This window comes from Streptomyces sp. NPDC088350 (genome assembly GCF_044753545.1).
Classification (GTDB): Bacteria; Actinomycetota; Actinomycetes; order Streptomycetales; family Streptomycetaceae; genus Streptomyces.
Window position 1 is genome coordinate 136,441 of sequence record NZ_JBIVNL010000018.1, and the last position, 21,418, is coordinate 157,858.

The 21,418-nt window shown below is 69.9% G+C and carries 21 protein-coding genes and 1 pseudogene; 15 read left to right on the forward strand and 7 right to left on the reverse strand.

Going from position 1 to position 21,418, the window contains the following annotated elements:
• Positions 1-732: 732 nt before the first annotated feature.
• Both ACIQBL_RS43965 and mycP read left to right on the forward strand, forming a co-directional pair.
• Complete coding sequence (locus tag ACIQBL_RS43965) at positions 733-1,599, forward strand: hypothetical protein (RefSeq protein ID WP_401953507.1); 867 nt, start codon at positions 733-735, stop codon at positions 1,597-1,599.
• A 2-nt stretch (positions 1,600-1,601) separates the two neighbouring features.
• A complete protein-coding gene (gene mycP / locus ACIQBL_RS43970; RefSeq protein WP_401953509.1) occupies positions 1,602-2,777 on the forward strand; it encodes a type VII secretion-associated serine protease mycosin in 1,176 nt (391 codons plus the stop codon).
• A gap of 79 nt (positions 2,778-2,856) precedes the next feature.
• On the opposite strand, the gene ACIQBL_RS43975 is transcribed toward mycP, so the two are convergent.
• Positions 2,857-3,849 (reverse strand): serine hydrolase, encoded by a 993-nt coding sequence (locus ACIQBL_RS43975; RefSeq protein ID WP_401953511.1) that lies wholly within the window; start codon positions 3,847-3,849, stop codon positions 2,857-2,859.
• Between the two features lie 150 nt (positions 3,850-3,999).
• Here ACIQBL_RS43975 and ACIQBL_RS43980 point away from each other — a divergent pair, with 150 nt between their 5' ends.
• Positions 4,000-4,731, forward strand: a complete 732-nt coding sequence (locus ACIQBL_RS43980; RefSeq protein WP_401953603.1) for an SseB family protein — start codon at positions 4,000-4,002, stop codon at positions 4,729-4,731.
• A 1-nt stretch (position 4,732) separates the two neighbouring features.
• Here the strand turns inward: ACIQBL_RS43980 and ACIQBL_RS43985 are convergent, their stop codons facing one another.
• The gene (locus tag ACIQBL_RS43985) at positions 4,733-5,104 is read right to left on the reverse strand and encodes a DUF1844 domain-containing protein (protein WP_401953513.1); all 372 of its coding nucleotides are present in this window, start codon (positions 5,102-5,104) and stop codon (positions 4,733-4,735) included.
• Positions 5,105-5,443: 339 nt separating this feature from the next.
• On the opposite strand from ACIQBL_RS43985, the pseudogene infC reads away from it, so the two are divergent.
• The 10 genes and pseudogenes from infC (at position 5,444) to ACIQBL_RS44035 (ending at position 16,546) form a co-directional block, all read left to right on the forward strand.
• Positions 5,444-6,194, forward strand: a pseudogene (gene infC, locus ACIQBL_RS43990) (translation initiation factor IF-3).
• A gap of 108 nt (positions 6,195-6,302) precedes the next feature.
• Positions 6,303-6,497, forward strand: a complete 195-nt coding sequence (gene rpmI, locus ACIQBL_RS43995; RefSeq protein WP_077964850.1) for a 50S ribosomal protein L35 — start codon at positions 6,303-6,305, stop codon at positions 6,495-6,497.
• Between the two features lie 102 nt (positions 6,498-6,599).
• Positions 6,600-6,983: a 50S ribosomal protein L20 gene (gene rplT / locus ACIQBL_RS44000; protein WP_019066261.1), complete on the forward strand. Its 384-nt coding sequence runs from the start codon at positions 6,600-6,602 to the stop codon at positions 6,981-6,983.
• Positions 6,984-7,161: 178 nt separating this feature from the next.
• Positions 7,162-8,010, forward strand: coding sequence for a TrmH family RNA methyltransferase (locus tag ACIQBL_RS44005; protein ID WP_401953516.1), 849 nt, complete (start codon positions 7,162-7,164; stop codon positions 8,008-8,010).
• A 56-nt stretch (positions 8,011-8,066) separates the two neighbouring features.
• Positions 8,067-9,203, forward strand: a complete 1,137-nt coding sequence (locus tag ACIQBL_RS44010) for an ATP-binding protein (protein WP_401953519.1) — start codon at positions 8,067-8,069, stop codon at positions 9,201-9,203.
• Positions 9,204-9,353: 150 nt separating this feature from the next.
• A complete protein-coding gene (pheS, locus tag ACIQBL_RS44015) occupies positions 9,354-10,505 on the forward strand; it encodes a phenylalanine--tRNA ligase subunit alpha (RefSeq protein ID WP_401953522.1) in 1,152 nt (383 codons plus the stop codon).
• Entirely contained in the window at positions 10,505-13,009 is a 2,505-nt protein-coding gene (pheT, locus tag ACIQBL_RS44020; protein ID WP_401953524.1) for a phenylalanine--tRNA ligase subunit beta, read from the forward strand. Before pheS ends, pheT begins: the two co-directional genes overlap by 1 nt.
• 270 nt (positions 13,010-13,279) lie before the next feature.
• Entirely contained in the window at positions 13,280-14,395 is a 1,116-nt protein-coding gene (locus ACIQBL_RS44025) for a PP2C family protein-serine/threonine phosphatase (RefSeq protein WP_401953526.1), read from the forward strand.
• Positions 14,396-14,595: 200 nt separating this feature from the next.
• The gene (locus tag ACIQBL_RS44030; RefSeq protein WP_401953529.1) at positions 14,596-15,936 is read left to right on the forward strand and encodes a transcriptional regulator; all 1,341 of its coding nucleotides are present in this window, start codon (positions 14,596-14,598) and stop codon (positions 15,934-15,936) included.
• Positions 15,937-16,012: 76 nt separating this feature from the next.
• Positions 16,013-16,546 (forward strand): NUDIX hydrolase, encoded by a 534-nt coding sequence (locus ACIQBL_RS44035; protein ID WP_401953531.1) that lies wholly within the window; start codon positions 16,013-16,015, stop codon positions 16,544-16,546.
• Positions 16,547-16,647: 101 nt separating this feature from the next.
• Here ACIQBL_RS44035 and ACIQBL_RS44040 read toward each other — a convergent pair whose 3' ends face one another.
• Together ACIQBL_RS44040 and ACIQBL_RS44045 are read right to left on the reverse strand one after the other, a co-directional pair.
• On the reverse strand, positions 16,648-16,905 hold the full coding sequence (locus ACIQBL_RS44040; protein WP_401953533.1) for a hypothetical protein: 258 nt from the start codon (positions 16,903-16,905) through the stop codon (positions 16,648-16,650).
• Between the two features lie 204 nt (positions 16,906-17,109).
• The gene (locus tag ACIQBL_RS44045) at positions 17,110-17,985 is read right to left on the reverse strand and encodes a 3-hydroxybutyryl-CoA dehydrogenase (RefSeq protein ID WP_401953536.1); all 876 of its coding nucleotides are present in this window, start codon (positions 17,983-17,985) and stop codon (positions 17,110-17,112) included.
• Positions 17,986-18,153: 168 nt separating this feature from the next.
• Here ACIQBL_RS44045 and ACIQBL_RS44050 point away from each other — a divergent pair, with 168 nt between their 5' ends.
• Complete coding sequence (locus ACIQBL_RS44050; protein ID WP_401953539.1) at positions 18,154-19,404, forward strand: glycoside hydrolase family 10 protein; 1,251 nt, start codon at positions 18,154-18,156, stop codon at positions 19,402-19,404.
• 252 nt (positions 19,405-19,656) lie between these two features.
• On the opposite strand, the gene ACIQBL_RS44055 is transcribed toward ACIQBL_RS44050, so the two are convergent.
• Together ACIQBL_RS44055 and ACIQBL_RS44060 are read right to left on the reverse strand one after the other, a co-directional pair.
• Entirely contained in the window at positions 19,657-20,715 is a 1,059-nt protein-coding gene (locus tag ACIQBL_RS44055) for a transcriptional regulator (RefSeq protein ID WP_401953606.1), read from the reverse strand.
• Positions 20,716-20,729: 14 nt separating this feature from the next.
• Entirely contained in the window at positions 20,730-21,005 is a 276-nt protein-coding gene (locus ACIQBL_RS44060) for a hypothetical protein (RefSeq protein ID WP_401953609.1), read from the reverse strand.
• On the opposite strand from ACIQBL_RS44060, the gene ACIQBL_RS44065 reads away from it, so the two are divergent.
• Positions 21,004-21,210, forward strand: coding sequence for a hypothetical protein (locus ACIQBL_RS44065; RefSeq protein ID WP_401953611.1), 207 nt, complete (start codon positions 21,004-21,006; stop codon positions 21,208-21,210). The two genes, ACIQBL_RS44060 and ACIQBL_RS44065, sit on opposite strands and share 2 nt — an antisense overlap.
• A gap of 1 nt (position 21,211) precedes the next feature.
• Here the strand turns inward: ACIQBL_RS44065 and ACIQBL_RS44070 are convergent, their stop codons facing one another.
• On the reverse strand, positions 21,212-21,406 hold the full coding sequence (locus ACIQBL_RS44070; RefSeq protein WP_401953541.1) for a DUF1918 domain-containing protein: 195 nt from the start codon (positions 21,404-21,406) through the stop codon (positions 21,212-21,214).
• Positions 21,407-21,418 lie beyond the last annotated feature (12 nt).

A 21,418-nucleotide genomic window follows, 5' to 3' on the forward strand; every position in this document is an offset into this window, starting at 1 on the left:
CGTCGGCCGTTGTCCGAGCGGCGGCGTTACGTCCCGACGCGTCCGGGGACGACTGCCGGATCCGTCACCCCGCCGGGTCCCGCAGGTGAGGCCCAGGGCGCTGCATCCGACCGGCCGCGTCAGGACTCTCCCCGTCCGGCGACGCCTCCCGGCTCGGCGACACCTCCCCGCCGTCCTGAAGCCGAGCCCCCGGGCCAGTCGCCCGATCGCCCCCGCCCGGCAACACCTCCGACCTCGACCCCCGCCGCCACCCCACCCCGCCCGGCGACCGAGCCCCCACACCCGGCGCCCGATCGCCAACGCCACACCCCTGACCCCGAACCCCCCTCGGACAGCACCACTCCGCTTCGGCCGGCCGGTCCCTGGCGAGGTGAGTCGTTCGGGGATCCGACGGGCGGTGCGCCCAGCCGGGGTGTGTGGTCGCCGTCCGGTGCCGGTGCGCCTTATCCCACCGGTCCTACCAATCCCTCCAGTCCCCCCGGTTCCTCCAGTTCCTCCGGCACTCGCGCTTCCGATGCCGAACCCGCCGGGCACACCCCGTCTGGACTTGGCTCCGCCCCGCACGGTTCCGTCGTCGACGACATCGGTACCGACACCGGCGCCTGGTCCCCCTCCGCCCCCGGCACCCCGACGCGCCCCGCGTCCGAGATGCCGCGCCCCGGGGTCAACTCGGTCCCCGATCCCGCCTTTTCCTGGAGCGCGCCCGTAAACCCCGGTAGCGGGCGGCCAGTTGTGTCGTTCGGAGAGCCCGAGGGGTACGACGAAAGGGTGCGGGCGCGGCCGTTGGGGGCGCGGATACGGTCCCGTACCGCCGCTGTCGCCGTCTGTGTCGTGCTCGGTCTCGGGCTCATCGGCGGTGCGGTGACCGGGAGTTGGCTCACCGGGGGCGACGGGGCCGACGGCGGTGCGAGTACCTTCGCCGCCGCCGGACAGTTGTGGCACAGCGTGCCCGTCGACCAGCTGTTCCCGCCCACCGTGCAGGGACAGGGCGCGGGCCCCGGCGGCGCCGACCGTACCTGGACCCGGATCGCCGTGGCCCCGGACACCGGCTGCGCGGGCGCCTTCGACCCGCTCCTGCGCGACGTCCTCGCCCCCGTCGGCTGCCAACGGCTCCTGCGCGCCACCTACATCGACGCCACCCAGAGCTACGTCACCACCGTCGGCCTCCTCTTCACCAAGGCCGACAGCGCCGCGATGACCGCCCTCTCCACCCGCTTCAAGAACGAGAACCTCGGCAACCGGACCGACCTCATGCCCCGCCCGTACGCAGCGAAGGGCACCCTCGCCGCCGCCTTCGGCGACAAACAGCGCGCCTCGTGGACCGTCTCCGTCCTCACCGACGCCCCCGTCGTCGTCTACGCCGTCTCCGGCTGGGCGGACGGCCGTACCGTCGACGCACCGGAGCCCGCCGACGAAGCCGTCACCTCCGGTGGCACCACGGCCCCCGCCCAGGCGGGTCTCGGCAACGAGGCGCAGGGCCTCGCCGACCGTGTCGAGCGCGGCCTCCGCAAGACCGCCGACTCCCCGTCAGGGACCTCAGGGACCTCAGGGACGTCGGACACCTCCAAGCCCTCGAAGACTTCGGAGGAGTCCTCATGAGCATGAGCGCCATGACCCGACGGGCCGGTCTGCTGAGCGTCGCCCTCGCCGCCTCCCTCGCCCTCGTGCCGTCCACCGTCGCGCACGCGGACGGCATACGTGCCCAGGAGTGGGCCCTGGACGCGATGCACACCCAGGAGGCCTGGCAGACCACCAAGGGCAAGGGCATCACCGTCGCCGTCCTGGACACCGGCGTCGAGGCCGACCACCCCGACCTCGTCGGCAACGTCCTCGCCGGCAAGGACATGGTCGGCTTCGGGGCGAAGCCCGGTGACCGGGCCTGGGCCCGCCACGGCACCGCCATGGCCGGCATCATCGCGGGCCACGGACACGGCCCCGGCGACGACGACGGCGTCATCGGCGTCGCCCCGGAGGCCAAGATCCTCCCCGTCCGCGTGATCCTCGAAGACGGCGACTCCGCCCGCGGCAAGGCCCGCACCACCCGGGGCAACGCCCTTGCGGACGGCATCCGTTGGGCCGCCGACCACGGTGCCGACGTCATCAACCTCTCCCTCGGCGACGACTCCGCCTCCGCACACCCCGAGCCCGCCGAGGACGAGGCGGTGCAGTACGCCCTGAAGAAGGGCGTCGCCGTCATCGCCTCGGCCGGCAACGGCGGCGAGAAGGGCGACCACGTCTCCTACCCGGCCGCCTACCCGGGCGTGATCGCCGCGACCGCCGTGGACCGCTTCGGCACCCGCGCCTCCTTCTCCACCCGCCGCTGGTACGCCACGGTCAGCGCCCCCGGCGTCAACGTCGTCATCGCCGACCCCGACCACAAGTACTACGAGGGGTGGGGGACCAGCGCCGCGTCCGCCTTCGTGTCGGGCGCGGTGGCCCTCATCAAGGCGGCCCACCCGGGACTGACCCCGGCCCAGATCAAGAAGCTCCTGGAGGACACCGCCCGCAACCCCCCGGTCGGCGGTCGCGACGACTCCCGCGGTTTCGGCTTCATCGACCCCGCCGCCGCCATCAAGGCCGCCGCCCGCCTCAAGCCGACCGGCCTGCGCTCCGCCGCCTACGGCAAGGAGTACTTCGGCTCCGGCCCGGACGCGGCCGAGACCGACAGCGACACGTCCGACTGGGCGGGCCCCCTCGCGGGCAGCGTCGGCGGAGTCCTGCTCGTCGCGGCGGTCGTCCTGTGGCGCGGCCGACGCAGGCGGCACGAGGGCTTCTAGAGCCTCGGCGTTGTTCTGAGTCACGGCGTTGCTTCCAGAGCCCCGGTGTTGCTTCCAGGGCCCCGGAACGGACGAGTGGTCAGTCGGTCGCGGTCGCGGACGCGGAGGCCGACGTGGACGAGCCGCTCGCCGCGAACGCCGCGACCCCCGCCTTCGCCGCCGCCTCGATCAGCGAGATCCCCTTGGCCTGTGTCGTGCTCCCCTTGGACAGCACGGCGATCAGGTACTCATGGCCGTCCGTGCCCGTCACCCGTCCGATGCTGTTCACGTCCCACAGCCCGGTCGTACTCCGCGCCAGCCAGCCGTTCTTCAGCTTCCACTGCGAACCGTCGGCCGCGGCCGACACCCCCCACTGCTGGTCGGCCTCTATCTGCCCCATCAGCCCCTGGATGTACGACCGCGAGGCCGAGCTCAGCTTCGAGTCGTCCCCGAAGACCTGCTGGAGCAGGGTGAGCTGGTCGGCGGCCGTGGTCTGGGTCAGCCCCCACAGCGGGCCGTCGCCACCCGTGGTGCCCGTGAGCCCGAACGTCTTGTTCGCCGCGTCCAGCCCGTCCGCCTCGCCGATGAGGTCCCACAGCGCCGACGCCGAGTCGTTGTCGCTGTTCTCGATCATCGTGGTGGCGTACGACTCCTCGGTCGCCGTCAACTGCCGGTCCGCGTCCTGAGCCTGGAGGAGCAGCGTCGCCAGGATGTCGACCTTCACGATGCTCGCCGTGTCGAAGGCGGCGCCGCCGTACGTGGCGCTCTCGCCGGAGTCCACGTCGAGCACGGCGACGGACACCCTCTGGTCGCCGGCCGGGGTCACCGACGTCATGGCCTTGGCCAGCAGCGCGTCGTAGTCGACCGTCGGCTGTGTCACAGGTTCCACCGTCGCCTCCCCACTGCCCGACGCCGAGGCCGACGGCGCCGCCGACGAGGATACGGGGCCGGTGTGCGCCTGGGCCTTCACATAGACGGTTCCCGCCGCCGTAGCGCCCACGACGGCCACGGAGGCGAGGGCGGTGCAGAGGAGCGGACGGCGCCGGGAGGAACGCGCGCGGTGGTTGCGGCGGGCGGCTCTGGAGGACTCCATGCCCGCGATCGTGGGGGCGGCGACTGTGCGGACCGTGAGACGGAAGTTAGAGGTCTGTCAACGCTGTCTGAGAAAGGTGTGAGTTCGGTGACCACGGCGTTTCAGGACCCGCACAAGCCCAGCAGCATCCCCCCGATAGGGTCGGTCACCGTGGCGAACAAGAACATTCCCGACTCCGGCTACTCCGACGACGACGGCTCGGCCGATCCCCGGCTGAGCGCGGCGCTCGCCGCCTGGGCCGAGGACCGCGCCGCCGTGGGTCCCGTCCTGGAGGCCCTCAAGGGCGCCCGGCTGCTCGTGCCCGTGGTGGCCGTGCTGGGCGAGGTGGAGGAGGACGAGAACGGGCTGCGCCGGGAGAAGACCAGCGACATGGCCGTACCCACCCTCAAGGCCGGCGGTCGCACCGCGCTGCCCGCCTTCACGTCCACCGAGTCGCTGGCCCGCTGGGACCCGGCGGCCCGGCCCGTGGCCGTACCGCTGCATCAGGCGCTGCAGGCCGCCGTGCACGAGAAGGCGGACACGATCGTGCTGGACCTGGCCGGTCCTGTGCCGTACGAACTGAGCGGGTCAGCGCTGCTCGCGGTGGCGGAGGGGCGGACGACCGCCGATCCGCTCACCGACCCGGCGGTCGTCGAGGCGGTACGGGCCGCGGTCGCCGCCGAGCCCGCCGTGCTCCGCGCCCACCTCGGACCGGGGCAGGCCGACGGCACCCTCGCCCTCGTGCTCGACCCGTCGGCGCCCGCCGCCGAGTCCGCCCGCGCGGTGGCCCGGCGCCTGGCCGACGACGAGACGCTGAGGGCCCGCCTGGTGCGCGGCCTCGACCTGGCACTGCTGCCGGCCGGGACGACGCCTCCGGGCGAGCCCCTGTACGTACGAGGATGAACTAGCCGTAGATCGGGCCCGTGTACTTCTCGCCCGGGCCCTGGCCCGGCTCGTCGCGGACGAGGGACGCCTCGCGGAAGGCCAGCTGCAGGGACTTCAGGCCGTCGCGCAGCGGGGCCGCGTGGAACGAGCTGATCTCGGTCGCGCTCGCGTCGAGGAGGCCGGCCAGGGCGGTGACCAGCTTGCGGGCCTCGTCCAGGTCCTTGTACTTGTCGCCCTCGTCGGTCAGACCGAGCTTCACGGCGGCGGCGCTCATCAGGTTGACGGCGACCGTCACGATCACCTCGACCGCCGGGACCTCCGCGATGTCGCGGGCCATGGCGTCGAAGTCGGGGGCGTCAACATCGGGGGACTCGGAAGGCGTGTCACTCATGCCCCACACGATAGGGCCCGGTGTACGGCGGTTCGCACCACCCCCGGGGAGCTGCTAACCTTGTGTGATGACCGGCCAGGCACTGCTGTGCCCGGCCAACAAGTGGAGGCTCCGATCTCCCACCTGACTGTCCGCACGGACGGCGGGTCACCCCGGTCAGGCGGTCACCATCGTTCCGTACGGACGATGGAGTCGCCCGAAAGCGCGCCCCGCGATCATCGCGGCGGTGCTCCGGCAGTGTTTTGGAGCCCCGTCTTGTGATCGTCCGGGGCATTTTTCATGTTCCGGCGCGGTTGGGTCTGTCTACCAAAGACAAACGCGGCCGTCCGCCAGATGGCCGTGTGGTGCTAACCGAGGAGGATCCATCAGCACCGAGCCCCGTATCAACGACCGGATTCGCGTTCCCGAGGTGCGACTTGTCGGTCCGAGCGGCGAGCAGGTCGGGATTGTTCCGCTTGCCAAGGCCCTTGAGCTCGCGCAGGAGTACGACCTCGACCTGGTCGAGGTGGCGGCGAACGCTCGTCCGCCGGTCTGCAAGCTCATGGACTACGGGAAGTTCAAGTACGAGTCGGCCATGAAGGCCCGTGAGGCGCGCAAGAACCAGGCGCACACGGTCATCAAGGAAATGAAGCTCCGGCCGAAGATCGACCCGCACGACTACGACACCAAAAAGGGTCACGTCGTCCGGTTCCTGAAGCAGGGCGACAAGGTCAAGATCACGATCATGTTCCGTGGTCGCGAGCAGTCCCGGCCCGAGCTGGGCTACCGACTGCTGCAGCGGCTCGCCACGGACGTCGAGGACCTCGGGTTCATCGAGTCGAACCCGAAGCAGGACGGCCGAAACATGATCATGGTTCTCGGTCCGCACAAGAAGAAGACCGAGGCGATGGCCGAGGCCCGCGAGGCCCAGGCGGCCCGCAAGGCCGAAGCGAAGGCCAACCCGGGCAAGTCGCAGAACGCCGCGGAGTCCGACTTCGAAGGCGAAGACATCGAAGGCGCAGTCATCGGAGACGAGGACATCGCTGACGAGGACGTCGTCGACGAGGCCGAGACCGTCGAGGCCCCGGCCGAGGCTCGCGCCGACGCCTGATCCCCGGACGCCAGTCCAGGGATGTAACCGATACAAGAGCGACGCTCCACCTGTGCCCGGTTTCACGACCGGGCACCGGAGCGCCACCGACGAGGAGATAACGGCGCTATGCCGAAGAACAAGTCGCACAGCGGTGCCAGCAAGCGCTTCAAGATCACCGGCTCCGGCAAGGTGCTCCGCGAGCGTGCCGGCAAGCGCCACCTGCTCGAGCACAAGTCGTCCCGTGTGACGCGTCGCCTCGCCGGCAACGCCGAGATGGCCCCGGGCGACGCCAAGAAGATCAAGAAGCTTCTCGGCAAGTGACGTACGCGGCGCTCGCCCTGAGTGCCGTACGTCTGGACCGGGACCCCATCGATTCCGGGCCGTGTGAGTCCCACCACGGCCCCGCTACAAGGAGTTAAACAAGTGGCACGCGTCAAGCGGGCAGTCAACGCCCACAAGAAGCGCCGGGCGATCCTCGAAGCGGCCTCCGGCTACCGCGGTCAGCGTTCGCGTCTGTACCGCAAGGCCAAGGAGCAGGTCACCCACTCGCTGGTCTACAACTACAACGACCGCAAGAAGCGCAAGGGCGACTTCCGTCGGCTGTGGATCCAGCGCATCAACGCCGCTGCCCGCGCCAACGGCATCACCTACAACCGCTTCATCCAGGGTCTGAACGCGGCGAACATCGAGGTCGACCGCAAGATCCTCGCGGAGCTGGCTGTCAACGACGCCGGTGCGTTCGCCGCGCTGGTCGAGGTTGCTCAGAAGGCGCTGCCGAGCGACGTCAACGCGCCCAAGGCCGCGTGACGCTGCGCTGGCTTTAGCCGTGAGTTGAAGGACCCGCAGGTTTTCAGGCCTGCGGGTTCTTTGCTGTCAACCCCGGTCCGGTAGTTGGTCGGGTGCGGGTCGTCCGTGGCTGGTCGCGCAGTTCCCCGCGCCCCTTAGGGAAATACCCTTGTCCTGAGATTTGAAGGTGAACCAGAGTATGTCCCCGTCCGGCCCTGAACTCATTTCTCCCCGGTCTGTCCGCGTCGCCGCCGCCCGGCGTCTCGCGCGGCGGAACTTCCGGAGCAAGGAGCGGCTGTTTCTGGCCGAGGGGCCGCAAGCCGTGCGCGAAGCCGCCGGGTACAAGGACACGCTTGTCGAGTTGTTCGCCACCGTCGAAGCCGCGGAGCGGTACGCCGACATCGTCGGTGAGGCCCGTGACGCCGGTGCGCGGGTGCATCTCGCGGACGAGCAGGTCATCGCCGATATCTCGACCACCGTCACGCCGCAGGGGCTGGTCGGGGTCTGTCGGTTCCTCGACACCCCGTTCGAGGAGATCCTCCGCGCCCGGCCCAGGCTCGTGGCCGTACTGGCGAACGTGCGCGACCCCGGGAACGCCGGCACCGTCCTGCGCTGCGCCGACGCCGCCGGTGCCGAGGCCGTCGTACTGACCGACGCCTCTGTCGATCTCTACAACCCCAAGGCCGTACGGGCGTCCGTGGGCTCCCTGTTCCATCTGCCCGTCGCCGTCGGAGTGCCCGTCGAGCAGGCCGTGGCCGGGCTCAAGGGCATCGGGGTGCGGATCCTCGCCGCCGACGGGGCCGGGACCGACGATCTCGACGACGAGCTGGACCAGGGCACCATGGGCGGGCCCACCGCGTGGGTGTTCGGGAACGAGGCGTGGGGGCTTCCGGAGGAGACGCGCGCACTGGCGGACGCCGTCGTGCGGGTTCCGATCCACGGGAAGGCCGAGAGTCTGAACCTGGCCACCGCCGCCGCCGTATGTCTGTATGCGTCTGCCCGTGCACAGCGCGCCTCCGGAGGGTGCCGCTCTGTCACCGACAGCTAGTAGGGTGACCAGCTCGGGGGCCACCTGCGCCGTATGAGAAGAGGTGGGGTACGGGGATGACTGTCGGCACGAGCAGTGCGCCGGGAGCACGGGGTGTGCCCCGGCCGTCCGCGGCCCGGCACGACGACCTCACCGGCCTCGGCGTCGATCCCGACGAACTGCCCGACGGCCTGGTGATCGCCGACGAGCACGGCCGGGTCGTCTGCTTCAACACGGCCGCCGAGCGCATCACCGCCGTCCGCGCCGCCGACGCCCTCGGACAGCGACTGGAGAAGGCCCTCCCCTTAGAGGACCTGGAAGGCCGCCGCTGGTGGCAGCTGACCGATCCCTACGGCGGACTCGCCATCCGGGTACGGCAGCCCGAGCGCAACCTGCTGCTGCCGGGCGGCCACGAGGTCCTCGTCACGGCACGCTATGTGCGTACGGAACCCCTCGGCCCGGTCCGCCGCGTCGTCGTCTCCCTGCGCGACACCGAGGCCCGGCGCCGCACCGAGCGCAGCCACGCCGAGCTGATCGCGACGGTCGCCCACGAGCTGCGCTCGCCGCTCACCTCCGTCAAGGGTTTCACCGCCACCCTGCTCGCCAAGTGGGAACGCTTCACCGACGACCAGAAGCGGCTGATGCTGGAGACCGTCGACGCCGACGCCAACCGCGTCACCCGGCTCATCGCCGAGCTGCTCGACATCTCCCGCATCGACTCCGGACGGCTCGAACTGCGGCGCCAGCCCGTCGACATGGGCGCCGCCGTCGGCCGCCACATCCAGGCCTACGTCGCCGCGGGACAGACCGCCGGCCGGTTCCTGCTCCGCGTCGAACAGCCGCTGCCCGACCTGTGGGCCGACCCCGACAAGGTCGACCAGGTCCTCAGCAACCTGCTGGAAAATGCGGTGCGCCACGGCGAGGGAACCGTCACCATTGACGTCACGGCCTCGGCGTCCCCCCGCGAGGGGGAGGAAACCGGCACATCGGTGACGGTGAGCGACGAGGGCCCAGGCATCCCGGAGGAGTCCATGAACCGCGTCTTCACCCGCTTCTGGCGGGGCAGCAAGCGCGGCGGCACCGGCCTTGGCCTGTACATCGTCAAGGGCATCGTCGAAGCCCACGGCGGCACCATCACGGTCGGCCGCGCCCCGGGCGGCGGCGCCGAGTTCCGATTTACGTTGCCCGTGGGCACCCCGGCGTATCTGCAGTAGCGCCGACCGAGGACCCACGGGCGCGTCTCCACACTTCACCCCCGTTAGACTCGGCCTCTGGCACCTTTGCGTCCCTCGATCGATGTGGACGATTCGTCTCCGAGTCGTCGACGGGGACCATCCGCCAGCCAACCGGAAGCACGGGAAGAGATGTCGGCACCGAATAAGTCGTACGACCCTGTAGAGGTCGAGGCCTTGAAACCGGAAGAGATCGAGCGCATGCGGGACGAGGCGCTCGCCGCCTTCGCCGCCGCCGGTGACCTCGACGCGCTCCAGGAGGCCAAGGTCGCCCACACCGGCGGCACCTCCCCGCTCGCCCTCGCCAACCGCGAGATCGGCGCCCTGCCCCCGCACGCCAAGGCAGCCGCCGGCAAGCTGGTCGGTCAGGCCCGCGGCGCGGTGAACAAGGCCCTCGCCACCCGCCAGGCCGAGCTGGAGGCCGACCGCGACGCCCGCGTCCTGGTCGAGGAGGCGGTGGACGTCACGCTGCCGTACGACCGCGTACCGGCCGGCGCCCGGCACCCGCTGACCACGTTCATGGAACGGGTCGCGGACGTCTTCGTGTCCATGGGCTACGAGATCGCCGAGGGCCCCGAGGTCGAGGCGGAGTGGTTCAACTTCGACGCCCTGAACTTCACCCCGGACCACCCGGCCCGGCAGATGCAGGACACCTTCTTCGTCCAGGGCCCCAAGGCTGTATCTGACAGCGGCTCCGCCGCGGGCTCGGGCGACGAGTCCGGTGTCGTCCTGCGCACGCACACCTCGCCCGTGCAGGCCCGCGCCATGCTGGACCGCGAGCCGCCGGTCTACATCGTGTGCCCCGGCCGCGTGTACCGCACGGACGAGCTGGACGCCACGCACACCCCGGTCTTCCACCAGATCGAGCTCCTCGCCATCGACGAGGGCCTCACCATGGCCGACCTCAAGGGCACCCTGGACCACATGGTCCAGTCGCTCTTCGGCGCGGAGATGAAGACCCGGCTGCGGCCGAACTACTTCCCCTTCACCGAGCCGTCCGCCGAGATGGACATGCTCTGCTACGTCTGCAAGGGCGAGTCCGTCGGCAACCCCGACCGCCCCTGCCGCACCTGCTCCTCCGAGGGCTGGATCGAGCTGGGCGGCTGCGGCATGGTCAACCCCCGCGTCCTCGTCGCCTGCGGGGTGGACCCGGAGAAGTACAGCGGATTCGCCTTCGGGTTCGGCATCGAGCGGATGCTGATGTTCCGCCACAACGTCGAAGACATGCGAGACATGGTCGAGGGTGACGTCCGGTTCACCCGGCCGTTCGGGATGGAGATCTGATGCGGGTCCCGCTTTCTTGGCTGCGGGAGTACGTCGACCTGCCGGCGACGGAGACCGGCCGCGACGTCCAGGCCAAGCTCATTTCGGTCGGCCTGGAGGTCGAGACCGTCGAGCAGATCGGCGACGGCCTCAAGGGTCCCCTCGTCGTCGGCAAGGTCCTCACCATCGAGGAGCTGACGGAGTTCAAGAAGCCCATCCGCTTCTGCACCGTCGACGTCGGCCAGGCCAACGGCACCGGTGAGCCCCAGGAGATCGTCTGCGGCGCCCGCAACTTCGCCGTCGGCGACAAGGTCGTCGTGGTCCTCCCGGGCGCGGTCCTGCCCGGCGGCTTCGCGATCGCCGCGCGCAAGACCTACGGCAAGACCTCGCACGGCATGATCTGCTCCGGCGACGAGCTGGGCATGGGCGACGACGGCTCCCACGGCATCATCGTCCTGCCGCCCGAGCACGAGGTCGGCACCGACGCGATCGAGCTGCTCCAGCTCGTCGACGAGGTCCTCGACATCGCCGTCACGCCCGACCGCGGCTACGCCCTGTCGATCCGCGGCGTCGCCCGCGAGACCGCCATCGCCTACGGCCTCCCGCTGCGCGACCCGGCCCTGCTCGACGTGCCGCAGCCGAACGCCTTCGGCTACCCGGTGCGGATCGCCGACCCGATGGGCTGCGACCGCTTCACCGCCCGCACGGTGACCGGCCTCGACCCCGAGGCCCGCTCCCCGCTCTGGCTGACCCGCCGCCTCCAGAAGGCCGGCATGCGCCCGATCTCGCTCGCCGTCGACATCACCAACTACGTGATGCTGGAACTGGGCCAGCCCCTGCACGCCTACGACCGCACCCGCGTCCAGGGTCCGATCGGCGTGCGCCGGGCCGAGCAGGGCGAGAAGCTCACCACCCTCGACGGCGTCACGCGCACGCTGGACGCCCAGGACCTGGTGATCACCGACGACCGCGGACCCATCGGCCTCGCGGGCGTCATGGGCGGCGCGAACACGGAGATCGACGACACCGAGAACACCACCACCGAGGTCGTCGTCGAGGCCGCCCACTTCGACGCGCTCTCCATCTCGCGCACGGCCCGCCGCCACAAGCTGGCCTCCGAGGCGTCCAAGCGCTTCGAGCGCGGCGTCGACCCGCAGGCCGCGTCGGCCGCCGCCCAGCGCACGGTCGACCTCCTGGTCCTCCTCGCGGGCGGCACGGCGGACGCGGGCGTCACCGAGGTCATCGCCCCGTCGGCACCCCACACCATCACGATCCCGGCCAACCACCCGGACAAGGTGGCGGGCGTCGACTACGGCCGCGAGACGGTCGTACGGCGTCTCCAGCAGGTCGGCTGCGACGTGTACGGGCAGGACGAGCTGATCGTCACCGTCCCGTCCTGGCGCCCCGACCTCACCGACCCGAACGACCTGGCCGAAGAGGTCATCCGCCTGGAGGGCTACGAGAACCTGCCCTCCACGCTCCCCAAGCCCCCCGCGGGCCGGGGCCTCACCGACCGCCAGCGCCTGCACCGCCGGGTCGGCCGCGCGCTGGCCGGTGCCGGTTACGTGGAGGCGCCGAACTACCCCTTCGTCGGCGAGCACGTCTTCGACCAGTTCGGCCTGGCCGCCGACGACCCGAACCGCAAGGTCGTCAAGCTGGTCAACCCGCTCTCCGACGAGGAGCCCGCGCTCCGTACGACGCTGCTGCCGGGGCTGTTGGGTGCGCTGCGGCGCAACGACGGCCGTGGCGCGCATGATCTCGCGTTGTTCGAGACGGGCCTGGTCTTCCACCCGCGTGAGGAGCTCAAGGTCGCGGTCCGGCTGCCTGTCGACCGGCGTCCCACCGACGAGGAGATCGCCTCCCTCACCGAGGCGCTCCCCGCCCAGCCCCGGCACGCCGCGGTCGTCCTCACGGGAGCCCGCGAGCAGGCCGGCTGGTGGGGCAAGGGCCGTCCGTCCGACTGGGCCGACGCGGTCGAGGCGGCGCGGGTGCTCGCACGTGAGGCCGGTACGGAACTCGTTGTGCGGGGCGGGCAGTACGGGCCCTGGCACCCCGGTCGCTGCGCGGAACTCGCGGTTGTCGTCGAGGGTGTTGAGCAAGTCATCGGATACGCGGGGGAGTTGCACCCCGGTGTACTGAAGACGCTGGGTCTGCCCGCGCGTACCAGTGCGATGGAACTTGACCTGGATGTGCTGGAGTCGGCGTCCGCAGGGGTTCCCAAGGGGCCGAAGATCTCCACGTTCCCCGTTGCCACGCAGGATGTCGCGCTGGTCGTCGATGTCTCGGTGCCGCATGCGGATGTCGAGGGTGCGTTGCGCGAGGGTGCCGGTGAACTGCTGGAGTCCATCCGGCTGTTCGACGTGTACGAGAACGCTGCGCAGCTTGGCGAGGGCAAGAAGTCGCTGGCGTATGCGTTGCGGTTCCGGGCGGCTGACCGGACGTTGACTGTGGATGAGGCGTCTGCGGCTCGGGATACGGCGGTTTCGCTTGCCGGTGAGCGAGTCGGGGCGGTGCTTCGCGGCTGAGGGGTGGGGGGCTGCGGTGGGTTGCCGGGTGCGCGTTCGTTCTGGCTGGTCGCGCAGTTCCCCCCGCCCCTAGGAAAAGGGGCGCTTCCCCTGGCCTGTGTTTTTTCCGGGCTCTACCTGCATAAATGCGGGTGTCTCATGTCACCTCACTCGTTCGGGTGAGAAGTTCGGGTGATCCGGCCCGATCGGGGCATGCGGTCGACAGAATCGGACCGGCCTTTCGGGGTCGGTCCGATTGCGCTGTCGGGGCCTATTTGGGGGGCCACAGGCATGATCCGCATCAAGGCTGGGGTTCCCCGCAGGCCGCGCCCGAGGCCGCGCGCCCGGAGTCCACTGCGCCGGGCGCTCGCCCTCGGGCTGCCCACGGTCTGGGGCGCCATAGCGATCACCTACAAACTGGCCTGCCCGCTCGCCCAGGAGAACGGCCTCGGTGCCCGCATCGTCACCAGCGCCGTGTTCTTCGCGGTCGGCACCGGTCTCGTCGTCCAGGTCCGCCGCTCGCTGCTCCGCGAACTCCGGCAGATCCGCCAGATCGCGGGCGCCGCCCAGAACGCGCTGCTGCGCCCGCTGCCACCCCGCCTCGACGGCCTGAACATCGCCGCCGCCCAACTCTCCGCCGAGCGGGGTGCGGTGGTCGGCGGTGACCTGTACGAGGTGGTCGCCACCGAGTACGGCGTCCGGGTCGTGATGGGTGACGTGCGCGGCCACGGCATCACCGCGATCGGCACGGTCGCCGCCGTCCTCGGCAGCTTCCGCGAGGCCGCCCACGACGAACCCGACCTGGAGGGCGTCCTACGCCGCCTCGAACGCGCCCTCGCCCGCCACCTCCGCGAACGCGCCCGCGCGGAACACCCGTCGACGGGGGCCCTCGACCCCGACAGTCCGGTGGCCGAGGAGTTCGTCACCGTACTGCTGCTGGAGATCGGCAGGGACGGTGCGGTACGGGGTCTGAACTGCGGTCACCCGTGGCCGTATCTGCTCAGCGGGGGAGGCGTGCGGTCCTTGGCCCGCGCGGACCCGCTCCCGCCTCTCGGCCCGTTCCCGCTGCCGACCGAGCTGCCGTTCGTCTGTTGCGGGCAACTCCTGCCGGGCGAGGCGCTGTTCCTCTACACGGACGGAGCGGAGGACGCCCGTGACACGAGGGGCCGCTTCTTCCCGTTGAAGGATGCGCTGAGCGCTGCGGTGGCCCAACATCCGCTCCCAGCACCCCAGTCGGTCCTGGGCTCAGTCTTCACGGCACTGCTCCGCCACACAGGCGGCACCCCGACAGATGACGTCGCGTTACTCGTCTTACGCAACGACCGCAGGCCCACACCCACACCCTCAGGGGCGCGGGGAACTGCGCGACAAGCCACGACGGTGCCGCAGCCGACGAACCACCGCTAGCCAGTGCACCGCAAAGCCAGGCCGCCGCACTTACGAGGGGGAGCCGGCGGCCCGGCCGGCCTCTTGCGAGGCACCCCAGTCAACCGGTCGGACACTCTCCGCAACAGCGCGCACACACCCCGGATCCACGCACTCCGTTCACACCCCGTGTGCACGGGACCGCACTACTCTGTCCGCACCGAGTCACCGGGGGGCCCTCCATGCAGCCCAACACACTCCTCGACGCGATCCTCGACGAGGCAGGCATCTCGCACGCGGGACTGGCCGCACACGTGAACCAGGCGGGCCGCGCCCGAGGACTCGCACTCCGGTACGAACACACCGCCGTAGCACGGTGGTTGAAGGGCCAGCGCCCCCGAGGCCAGGTGCCCGACCTGATCTGCGAGGTACTCGCGACCCGCCTGCACCGCCCCGTCACGCTCGACGACATCGGCCTCGGCGTACCGGGCGAACCGTCCACCCCGCACGGCACCTCCCTCTCCGGCTTCGTCGAGCGGGCCACCGCCCTGTGGCGCTCCGACGAACAGCAGCGCCCGCACATCCTGGGCGCCCCCGCGGTCACCGGAACGCCCGCCGTGATGCCCGTGTGGGAGTGGGAGAACCCGCCCGACGACGTCGACGTGTCGCGCGGCGGCCGGCACCGGGTGAGCATGGCCGACATCGAGATGCTGCGCGCGGCCCGCGCCCACTACGAGCAGATGTACCGCAAGGCCGGCGGCGTGGCGACCCGCACCCGTATCGTCGGCTTCCTCAACTCCGAGACCGCCCCGCTGCTGCGCGGCAGCTACACCGACGCCACCGGCCGCCAACTGCACCGGGCGACGGGCGGGTTGGTGGCGATCGCGGGCATCTGCGCCTACGACTCCGACGCGCACGGCCTCGCCCAGCGCTACTTCCACCAGGCCCTGCGGCTGGCGAAGGCCAGCAACGACAGGGGACTTGGCGCGTACGTCATCGCGCTGCTCGTCAACCAGGCGCTGTTCATGCGGGAGTTCCGCCAGGCCGTCGCCTTCGCGGAGGCCGCGCTGCGGGCCGCCGGACGGCAGATCACCCCGGCGCTCGCCTCCGACCTGTACGCGATGCAGGCGAAGGCGTACGCCCACCTCGGCGACGGCACCAGCGCCCTGTCCTGCATCCGCCGTGCCGAGCAGGCCGCCGAACGCATCCGGCGCGGATACGAACCCGACGAGACCGGCTATGTCCAGCCGGGCCTGGTCAACGTCCAGGTGGCGGAGGCGCTGCTCAGCCTCGGTGATCTGACGGCGGCGGGAGAGCACGCCACGGCGGCGGTGGACACTCCGGCGCACGACCGGGGCCGGGTGCACCGGCTGGCCATGCTCAGCCAGATCGAACTGCGCCAGGGCAACGCCGACAAAGCGGTGGCCACGGCGGTCCAGATGGCCGAACAGGCCAGGGGGATGGAGTCCCAGCGGCTGCGCGACAGACTCCGCGCGGTACGCGAGTACCTGGTGCGCAGCGACTGCGCGGGTACGGCCGAGGCGGCCGAACTCATCGACGGGGCACTGCGCGTACCGCTGTAGACCAACAACTCGCAGACATCCACAACACAGTCCCTGCTGCGATATTGCCACTTACTCGACGGAAGGTGGCAGAACCGTGCAGTGGACGAAACAGAACGAACAAACTGTGTACTCAAACCGCTGGTTCAGCGTCAATCTCGCGGATGTCGAACTACCCGACGGCCGGCACCTCGACCACTTCCTCATACGGCTGAGGCCGGTCGCGGTGGCGACGGTGGTCAACGAAGCGAACGAGGTTCTCCTCCTGTGGCGGCACCGCTTCATCACCGACAGCTGGGGGTGGGAGCTCGCGGCGGGCGTCGTGGAGGACGGCGAGGACATCGCGCTCGCGGCCGCCAGGGAACTGGAGGAAGAGACCGGCTGGCGGCCGGGGCCCCTGCACCACCTGATGAGCGTGGAACCGTCCAACGGGCTCACTGACGCCCGGCACCACATCTACTGGGCCGACGAGGGCGAGTACACCGGACACCCCGTGGACGACTTCGAGTCGGACCGCCGGGAGTGGGTTCCGCTCAAACTCGTACCCGACATGGTCGCCCGCGGGGAGGTCCCGGCCGCCAACATGGCGGCGGCGTTAATGCTGTTGCACCACTTGAGGAGCGCCCCGTAGGAGCGCCCCAAAGGGGCGCGGGGCGGTGACATTCTGCGGCTCCGCCGCGTGGGCGCGCCCAGCCACGACGAACCCGCAGCCAACCGACCGCCCTTCGAGAGCTAACGTCCCAGCACTTGCCAGACCGTGACGGCAAGGGCACCCACGGCGGTCAGCGTGGCAATAGCCGGCAGCGGCCACCGCGTGTGCTCCAGTGCAACGATGCGCGCGCTCAGATCATCCACTTCCTTGTCCGTCTCCTCGGTGCGATGACTGAGCAGGGCCAGCCCTCCCTCGACCCGCGCGTAGGCGACATCGAGGCGGCGGCGTAACTCTGCGAGTTCTCCATGGACCACGGGATGCTCGGGGTCGGCGGTCACGTGTCCGCTCCTTTCCGTAGTCGGAACATCCCTTGCATGCGCATGAAGAGTCAACTCCCCTGGTGGACACCAGGGGAGAGTGTGCGAGCGGCATATGCGGGCCCGGCGCGCACACGGTGTGTGAATGCGACGGGCCCGGCACTCCGAAGAGTGCCGGGCCCGTACTGCCCAAAGTATTACGGTGAGTCGCCGCGCGGAAGCCGCTCAGGCGTAGCTGTAGAAGCCCGACCCCGACTTCCGGCCGAGCCGCCCGGCGTCGACCATGCGCTGGAGCAGCGGGGGAGCGGCGTACAGCGGCTCCTTGTACTCCTCGTACATCGAGAACGCGACCGAGGCGACCGTGTCCAGGCCGATCAGGTCGGCCAGCTTCAGCGGGCCCATCGGGTGGGCGCAGCCCAGCTCCATGCCGTTGTCGATGTCCTCGCGGCTGGCGATGCCCGACTCGAACATCCGGATCGCGGAGAGGAGATAGGGGATCAGCAGCGCGTTGACCACGAACCCGGAGCGGTCCTGGGCGCGGATCGCGTGCTTGCCGAGCACCTTCTCGGCGAACTGCTGGGCGCGGGCGAGCGTGCCCTCGGAGGTGGTCAGCGCCGGGATCAGCTCGACGAGCTTCTGCACCGGAGCCGGGTTGAAGAAGTGGATGCCGACGACCTGGTCGGGGCGCGAGGTGGCGACCGCGAGCCGTACCAGCGGGATCGAGGAGGTGTTGGAGGCCAGGATCGCGTCGGGGCGGGTCACGACCTGGTCCAGCACCTGGAAGATCTCGGTCTTCACCTGCTCGTTCTCGACGACTGCCTCGATGACGAGGTCGCGGTCGGCGAACTCGCCGAGGTCGGTGGTGAAGCTGAGCCGTGCCTGCGTGTCCGCCAGTTCCTCGGCGGAGATCTTGCCGCGCTCGGCGGCCTTGGTCAGCGAGTTGAACAGCCGGGTCCGGCCGATCTCCAGGGCCTCGCCGGTGGTCTCGGCGACCTTCACGTCCAGGCCGGCGCGGGCGCACACCTCGGCGATACCGGCGCCCATCTGGCCGCACCCGACCACTCCGACGCGCGAGATGTCTCCCGCCGGGATGTCCGTCACATCGTCCCCTTCGCAGATCTACGGCAGTGGCAGGGGCCCGTTGTCCGGTTCCTGCTCCGATCGTGCACGTTACCCGCAAGTATCGATGATCGATCGCCGGGGTCGGGCATTCTGGGGCGCGGAGACGATCCGTGACGGCACGGATCCACAGCGTATGGGGGTGTGCAGATGGGGCGATTGTCACGTCGGGCGTTCGCGACGGCCGCGCTGTCGACGCTGGCTACGACCGGCAGCGCGGCGACCGGCAGCGCGGCGGCCGTACCGGGGCGTCCGCGCGAGGCCACCGAGATGCGGGGCGTGTGGCTGTCGACGGTGTCCAACCGCGACTGGCCCTCCCTCCCGGGCCTCACCGCGGCACAGCAGCGCACCGAACTGATCGCCCACCTGGACGCGGCGGTCCGCGACCGGCTCAACACGGTGATCTTCCAAGTACGGCCCACCGCCGACGCGTTGTGGCCCTCGCCGTACGAGCCCTGGTCGCAGTACCTCACCGGCACCCAGGGCGTGGCCCCCGGCTGGGACCCGCTGAGGACGGCCGTAGCGGAAGCGCATGCGCGGGGACTGCAACTGCACGCCTGGTTCAACCCGTACCGCATCGCCAACCACACCGACCCGACGAAACTCGTCGCCTCGCACCCCGCGCGCAAACACCCCAACTGGGTCGTGGCGTACGGCGGGAAGCTATACTACAACCCCGGGCTGCCCCAGGTCCGCGCCTTCGTCGAGAACGCGATCCTCGACGCGGTGCGCAAGTACCCCGTGGACGCGGTCCACTTCGACGACTACTTCTATCCGTACCCGGTCGCAGGCCAGACCTTCGACGACGACGCGGCCTACGACACATACGGCGGTGCCTTCCCGAACCGGGCCGCGTGGCGCCGCGACAACATCGACAAACTGATCCGCGAGACCGCGGCCCGGATCAGGACGATCCGCCCCGGCACGCGCTTCGGGATCAGCCCCTTCGGCGTGTGGCGCAACCTCACGACCGACCCGCGCGGCTCGGACACGCGGGCGGGGGTGCAGACGTACGACGATCTCTGCGCGGACACCCGGAAGTGGGTGCGCGAGGGCTGGATCGACTACATCGTGCCGCAGCTGTATTGGTCGGCACAACCTCTTGACCAGCGGGTTCCCGCGAATTATTCCGTCCTCGTACCTTGGTGGTCGGAGGTGGCGAGGGGTAGCAAGACGAAGCTCTACATCGGTGAAGCTCTGTACAAGGCGGGGGACCCGGCACAACCAGCGGCCTGGCAAGATGCGGCGGAACTCTCCCGTCACCTCACGCTTGCCGACGCCCACCCCGAAGTGCGCGGGCATGTGTTCTTCGCCGCAAAGGAAGTAGCGGTGGACCGGATCGGTGCGATGGCTCGTCTCGTCGCCGATCACTATCAGCAGCCCGCGAAGGCTCCGCGATGATGGGCAGCGGTGGTGCGGGGCTTCCAGATTCCTACACCCTGCTCGCTGAACTCCTTGATCAGCACAGCGAGCAGGAGCAGGCCCTCTTGCTTGGTGTGCTGTTCGGAGCCGAGGCTGTTCCCCGACAGCGGCGCGCAGACGCGCCGGAGGTTACTCCACTACCCCAGGGACGGACGCGGGCGGCTTCCGTCAAGGTTGTTGTTCGAAAGCGAGCGTAGATCGGTCCTGGGGCCACCGGGGTACCGGAAGGCCTCAGAGATTGATACCGGCGCGCTTCGCCAACTTGGTGAGCCGTTCGTTGCTCCGCATGTGCCGGGTCACCAGGACTCGGGTCAGTTCCCTACTGGTCGGGTGAACCGCCGCCATCTCCGGAGCGACTACCCAAGCCTTTTCCAGGCTTTCCAGGATTCCGTCCTGATCCCCTAGCGCGAGCTGGGAACGGCCAAGGTTCATGTACAGCGGGCCGATTCGGGTTGCCGGAAGAGACATTCCGCCTCGAATCAAGTCCTCCGCAGTGTCCAGGGCTCGGCGGTGCTGGTCCATGTCCGACGCTGTGGAAATCACGTGGGTGGCCGTGTTCTCCGGTCCGAAATGGATTCCGTGCTCGACGATGTCTTCCGGGAATTCTGCGGCTGCCCGCCATGCCGCGTCGATGTGCCGGTTGGTCGTCTGCTTGTCCTTGAGGCGTCCGGCGAGAGTCAAGCCACGCAGGTGAAGAATGCCGAGAGCGTAGGCACGGTCACGACCGGTGAGCGTCGACTCGGCCTGGACAACGGCGCGATCGACGATGGTCAACCCACCCGCGAAGTCGCCAGAGTTGAGGAACGTCCCTGCGTCGTCCCGCGCGGCAACAATGGCCGCAACCGGGTCTGCTCGATCGGCTGCTACGCGTTGCTTCATGGTGGCCGACTCGGCAAGGTGCATCCACCTGTGGCGGGCAGTGAGCCAGTAGACGACTCCGTACACGTCGGCTACCAGAGTCCAGGCCCCTGGCTGTCCGGTGAAGTGGGCGTGATTGGTTACCCGAGTGAGAACGTTCGGGAGCCGCAGAAGGACCTTGGACAGCTCTGTATTCCATCGAAGCTGATTCAGCTCGTCGACGTCCTGTTGCAGAGTCTCGGGATGCTCCGGCGGATCTTCGGGGATATCAAATCGCCGGATAGCCCAATCCAGATCACTGAGGTTTCGCTCCGGAGCGCTCCCCAAGAGTTCATCGAGGGTGAGGTTCATGGCATGGGCGAGGGAAGCGCCAACGCCCTGGGTGAGTGCTCGGTTTCCTACCTCGATTTTACTGAGAAGCGATACCGACAGCCCTGCTCTACGGGCTAGCGGTGGTTTGTTGACGGCGGATCGGGGCGGTAGTAGATCGGAAGTAAGAGTTCCAACTCGCCTTCGTGGAGCCCCAGATGACGAAGCGGCTGCCATGCCCGCCCGCGCTCGGTCCGCTGGAAGCCTACGCCGCCCGCTTCGATGATCTCTTCGAGACCCCGGCGCAGCGGCGTGGGTTTCGCGAGTATCTGGCCGGGCTGCTGCTTCCACGGGACCGGAACAAGACGCTGACCTGCCTCGTCGGCAGCGAGCCGGTGGTCGGTGCCCAGCATGCGGCGGTGCAGCGGCTGCAGTTCTTCCTCTCGGAGTCGACCTGGGACAACCACCAGGTCAACGGGCCTCACCCTCGCCGCCACCTACCCGCAGGTCGGCGGACATGTCTTCTTCGCCGCCCGGGAGGTCGCCGTGGACCCCGTCGGCGCGATGGCACGGGTGGTCGCCGACCACTACCAGCAGCCGGCGAAACCCCCGCGCTGACCTACCGTTCCGGGTCCTGGTGCTTGATCTCGCAGTCGGGGCCGGGCGACATCACGGCCTCGTGCCCGTCGGCGAAGCGGACGCGGTAGGGCGGACTGCCCTCCCTGCCCATCACTTCGACGACTTCCGAGACCTGGTCGTGCTGGCCGACCACTCTGCCGTGCTGGACGATCCGATCACCCACGATTGCACGCATCTGCAACGCCTC

What these genes read in the sequence shown, in the direction of transcription:
- ACIQBL_RS44070 (WP_401953541.1), bottom strand. Translation starts at nt 21,406, where the DNA reads ATGCGTGCAATCGTGGGTGATCGGATCGTCCAGCACGGCAGAGTGGTC.
- ACIQBL_RS44065 (WP_401953611.1), top strand. Translation starts at nt 21,004, where the DNA reads ATGCGGCGGTGCAGCGGCTGCAGTTCTTCCTCTCGGAGTCGACCTGGG.
- rpmI (WP_077964850.1), top strand. Translation starts at nt 6,303, where the DNA reads ATGCCGAAGAACAAGTCGCACAGCGGTGCCAGCAAGCGCTTCAAGATC.
- ACIQBL_RS43985 (WP_401953513.1), bottom strand. Translation starts at nt 5,104, where the DNA reads ATGAGTGACACGCCTTCCGAGTCCCCCGATGTTGACGCCCCCGACTTC.
- ACIQBL_RS44050 (WP_401953539.1), top strand. Translation starts at nt 18,154, where the DNA reads ATGGGGCGATTGTCACGTCGGGCGTTCGCGACGGCCGCGCTGTCGACG.
- ACIQBL_RS44010 (WP_401953519.1), top strand. Translation starts at nt 8,067, where the DNA reads ATGACTGTCGGCACGAGCAGTGCGCCGGGAGCACGGGGTGTGCCCCGG.
- ACIQBL_RS43975 (WP_401953511.1), bottom strand. Translation starts at nt 3,849, where the DNA reads ATGGAGTCCTCCAGAGCCGCCCGCCGCAACCACCGCGCGCGTTCCTCC.
- ACIQBL_RS44025 (WP_401953526.1), top strand. Translation starts at nt 13,280, where the DNA reads ATGATCCGCATCAAGGCTGGGGTTCCCCGCAGGCCGCGCCCGAGGCCG.
- ACIQBL_RS44060 (WP_401953609.1), bottom strand. Translation starts at nt 21,005, where the DNA reads ATGCTGGGCACCGACCACCGGCTCGCTGCCGACGAGGCAGGTCAGCGT.
- ACIQBL_RS44030 (WP_401953529.1), top strand. Translation starts at nt 14,596, where the DNA reads ATGCAGCCCAACACACTCCTCGACGCGATCCTCGACGAGGCAGGCATC.
- mycP (WP_401953509.1), top strand. Translation starts at nt 1,602, where the DNA reads ATGAGCGCCATGACCCGACGGGCCGGTCTGCTGAGCGTCGCCCTCGCC.
- pheS (WP_401953522.1), top strand. Translation starts at nt 9,354, where the DNA reads ATGTCGGCACCGAATAAGTCGTACGACCCTGTAGAGGTCGAGGCCTTG.
- pheT (WP_401953524.1), top strand. Translation starts at nt 10,505, where the DNA reads ATGCGGGTCCCGCTTTCTTGGCTGCGGGAGTACGTCGACCTGCCGGCG.
- ACIQBL_RS44005 (WP_401953516.1), top strand. Translation starts at nt 7,162, where the DNA reads ATGTCCCCGTCCGGCCCTGAACTCATTTCTCCCCGGTCTGTCCGCGTC.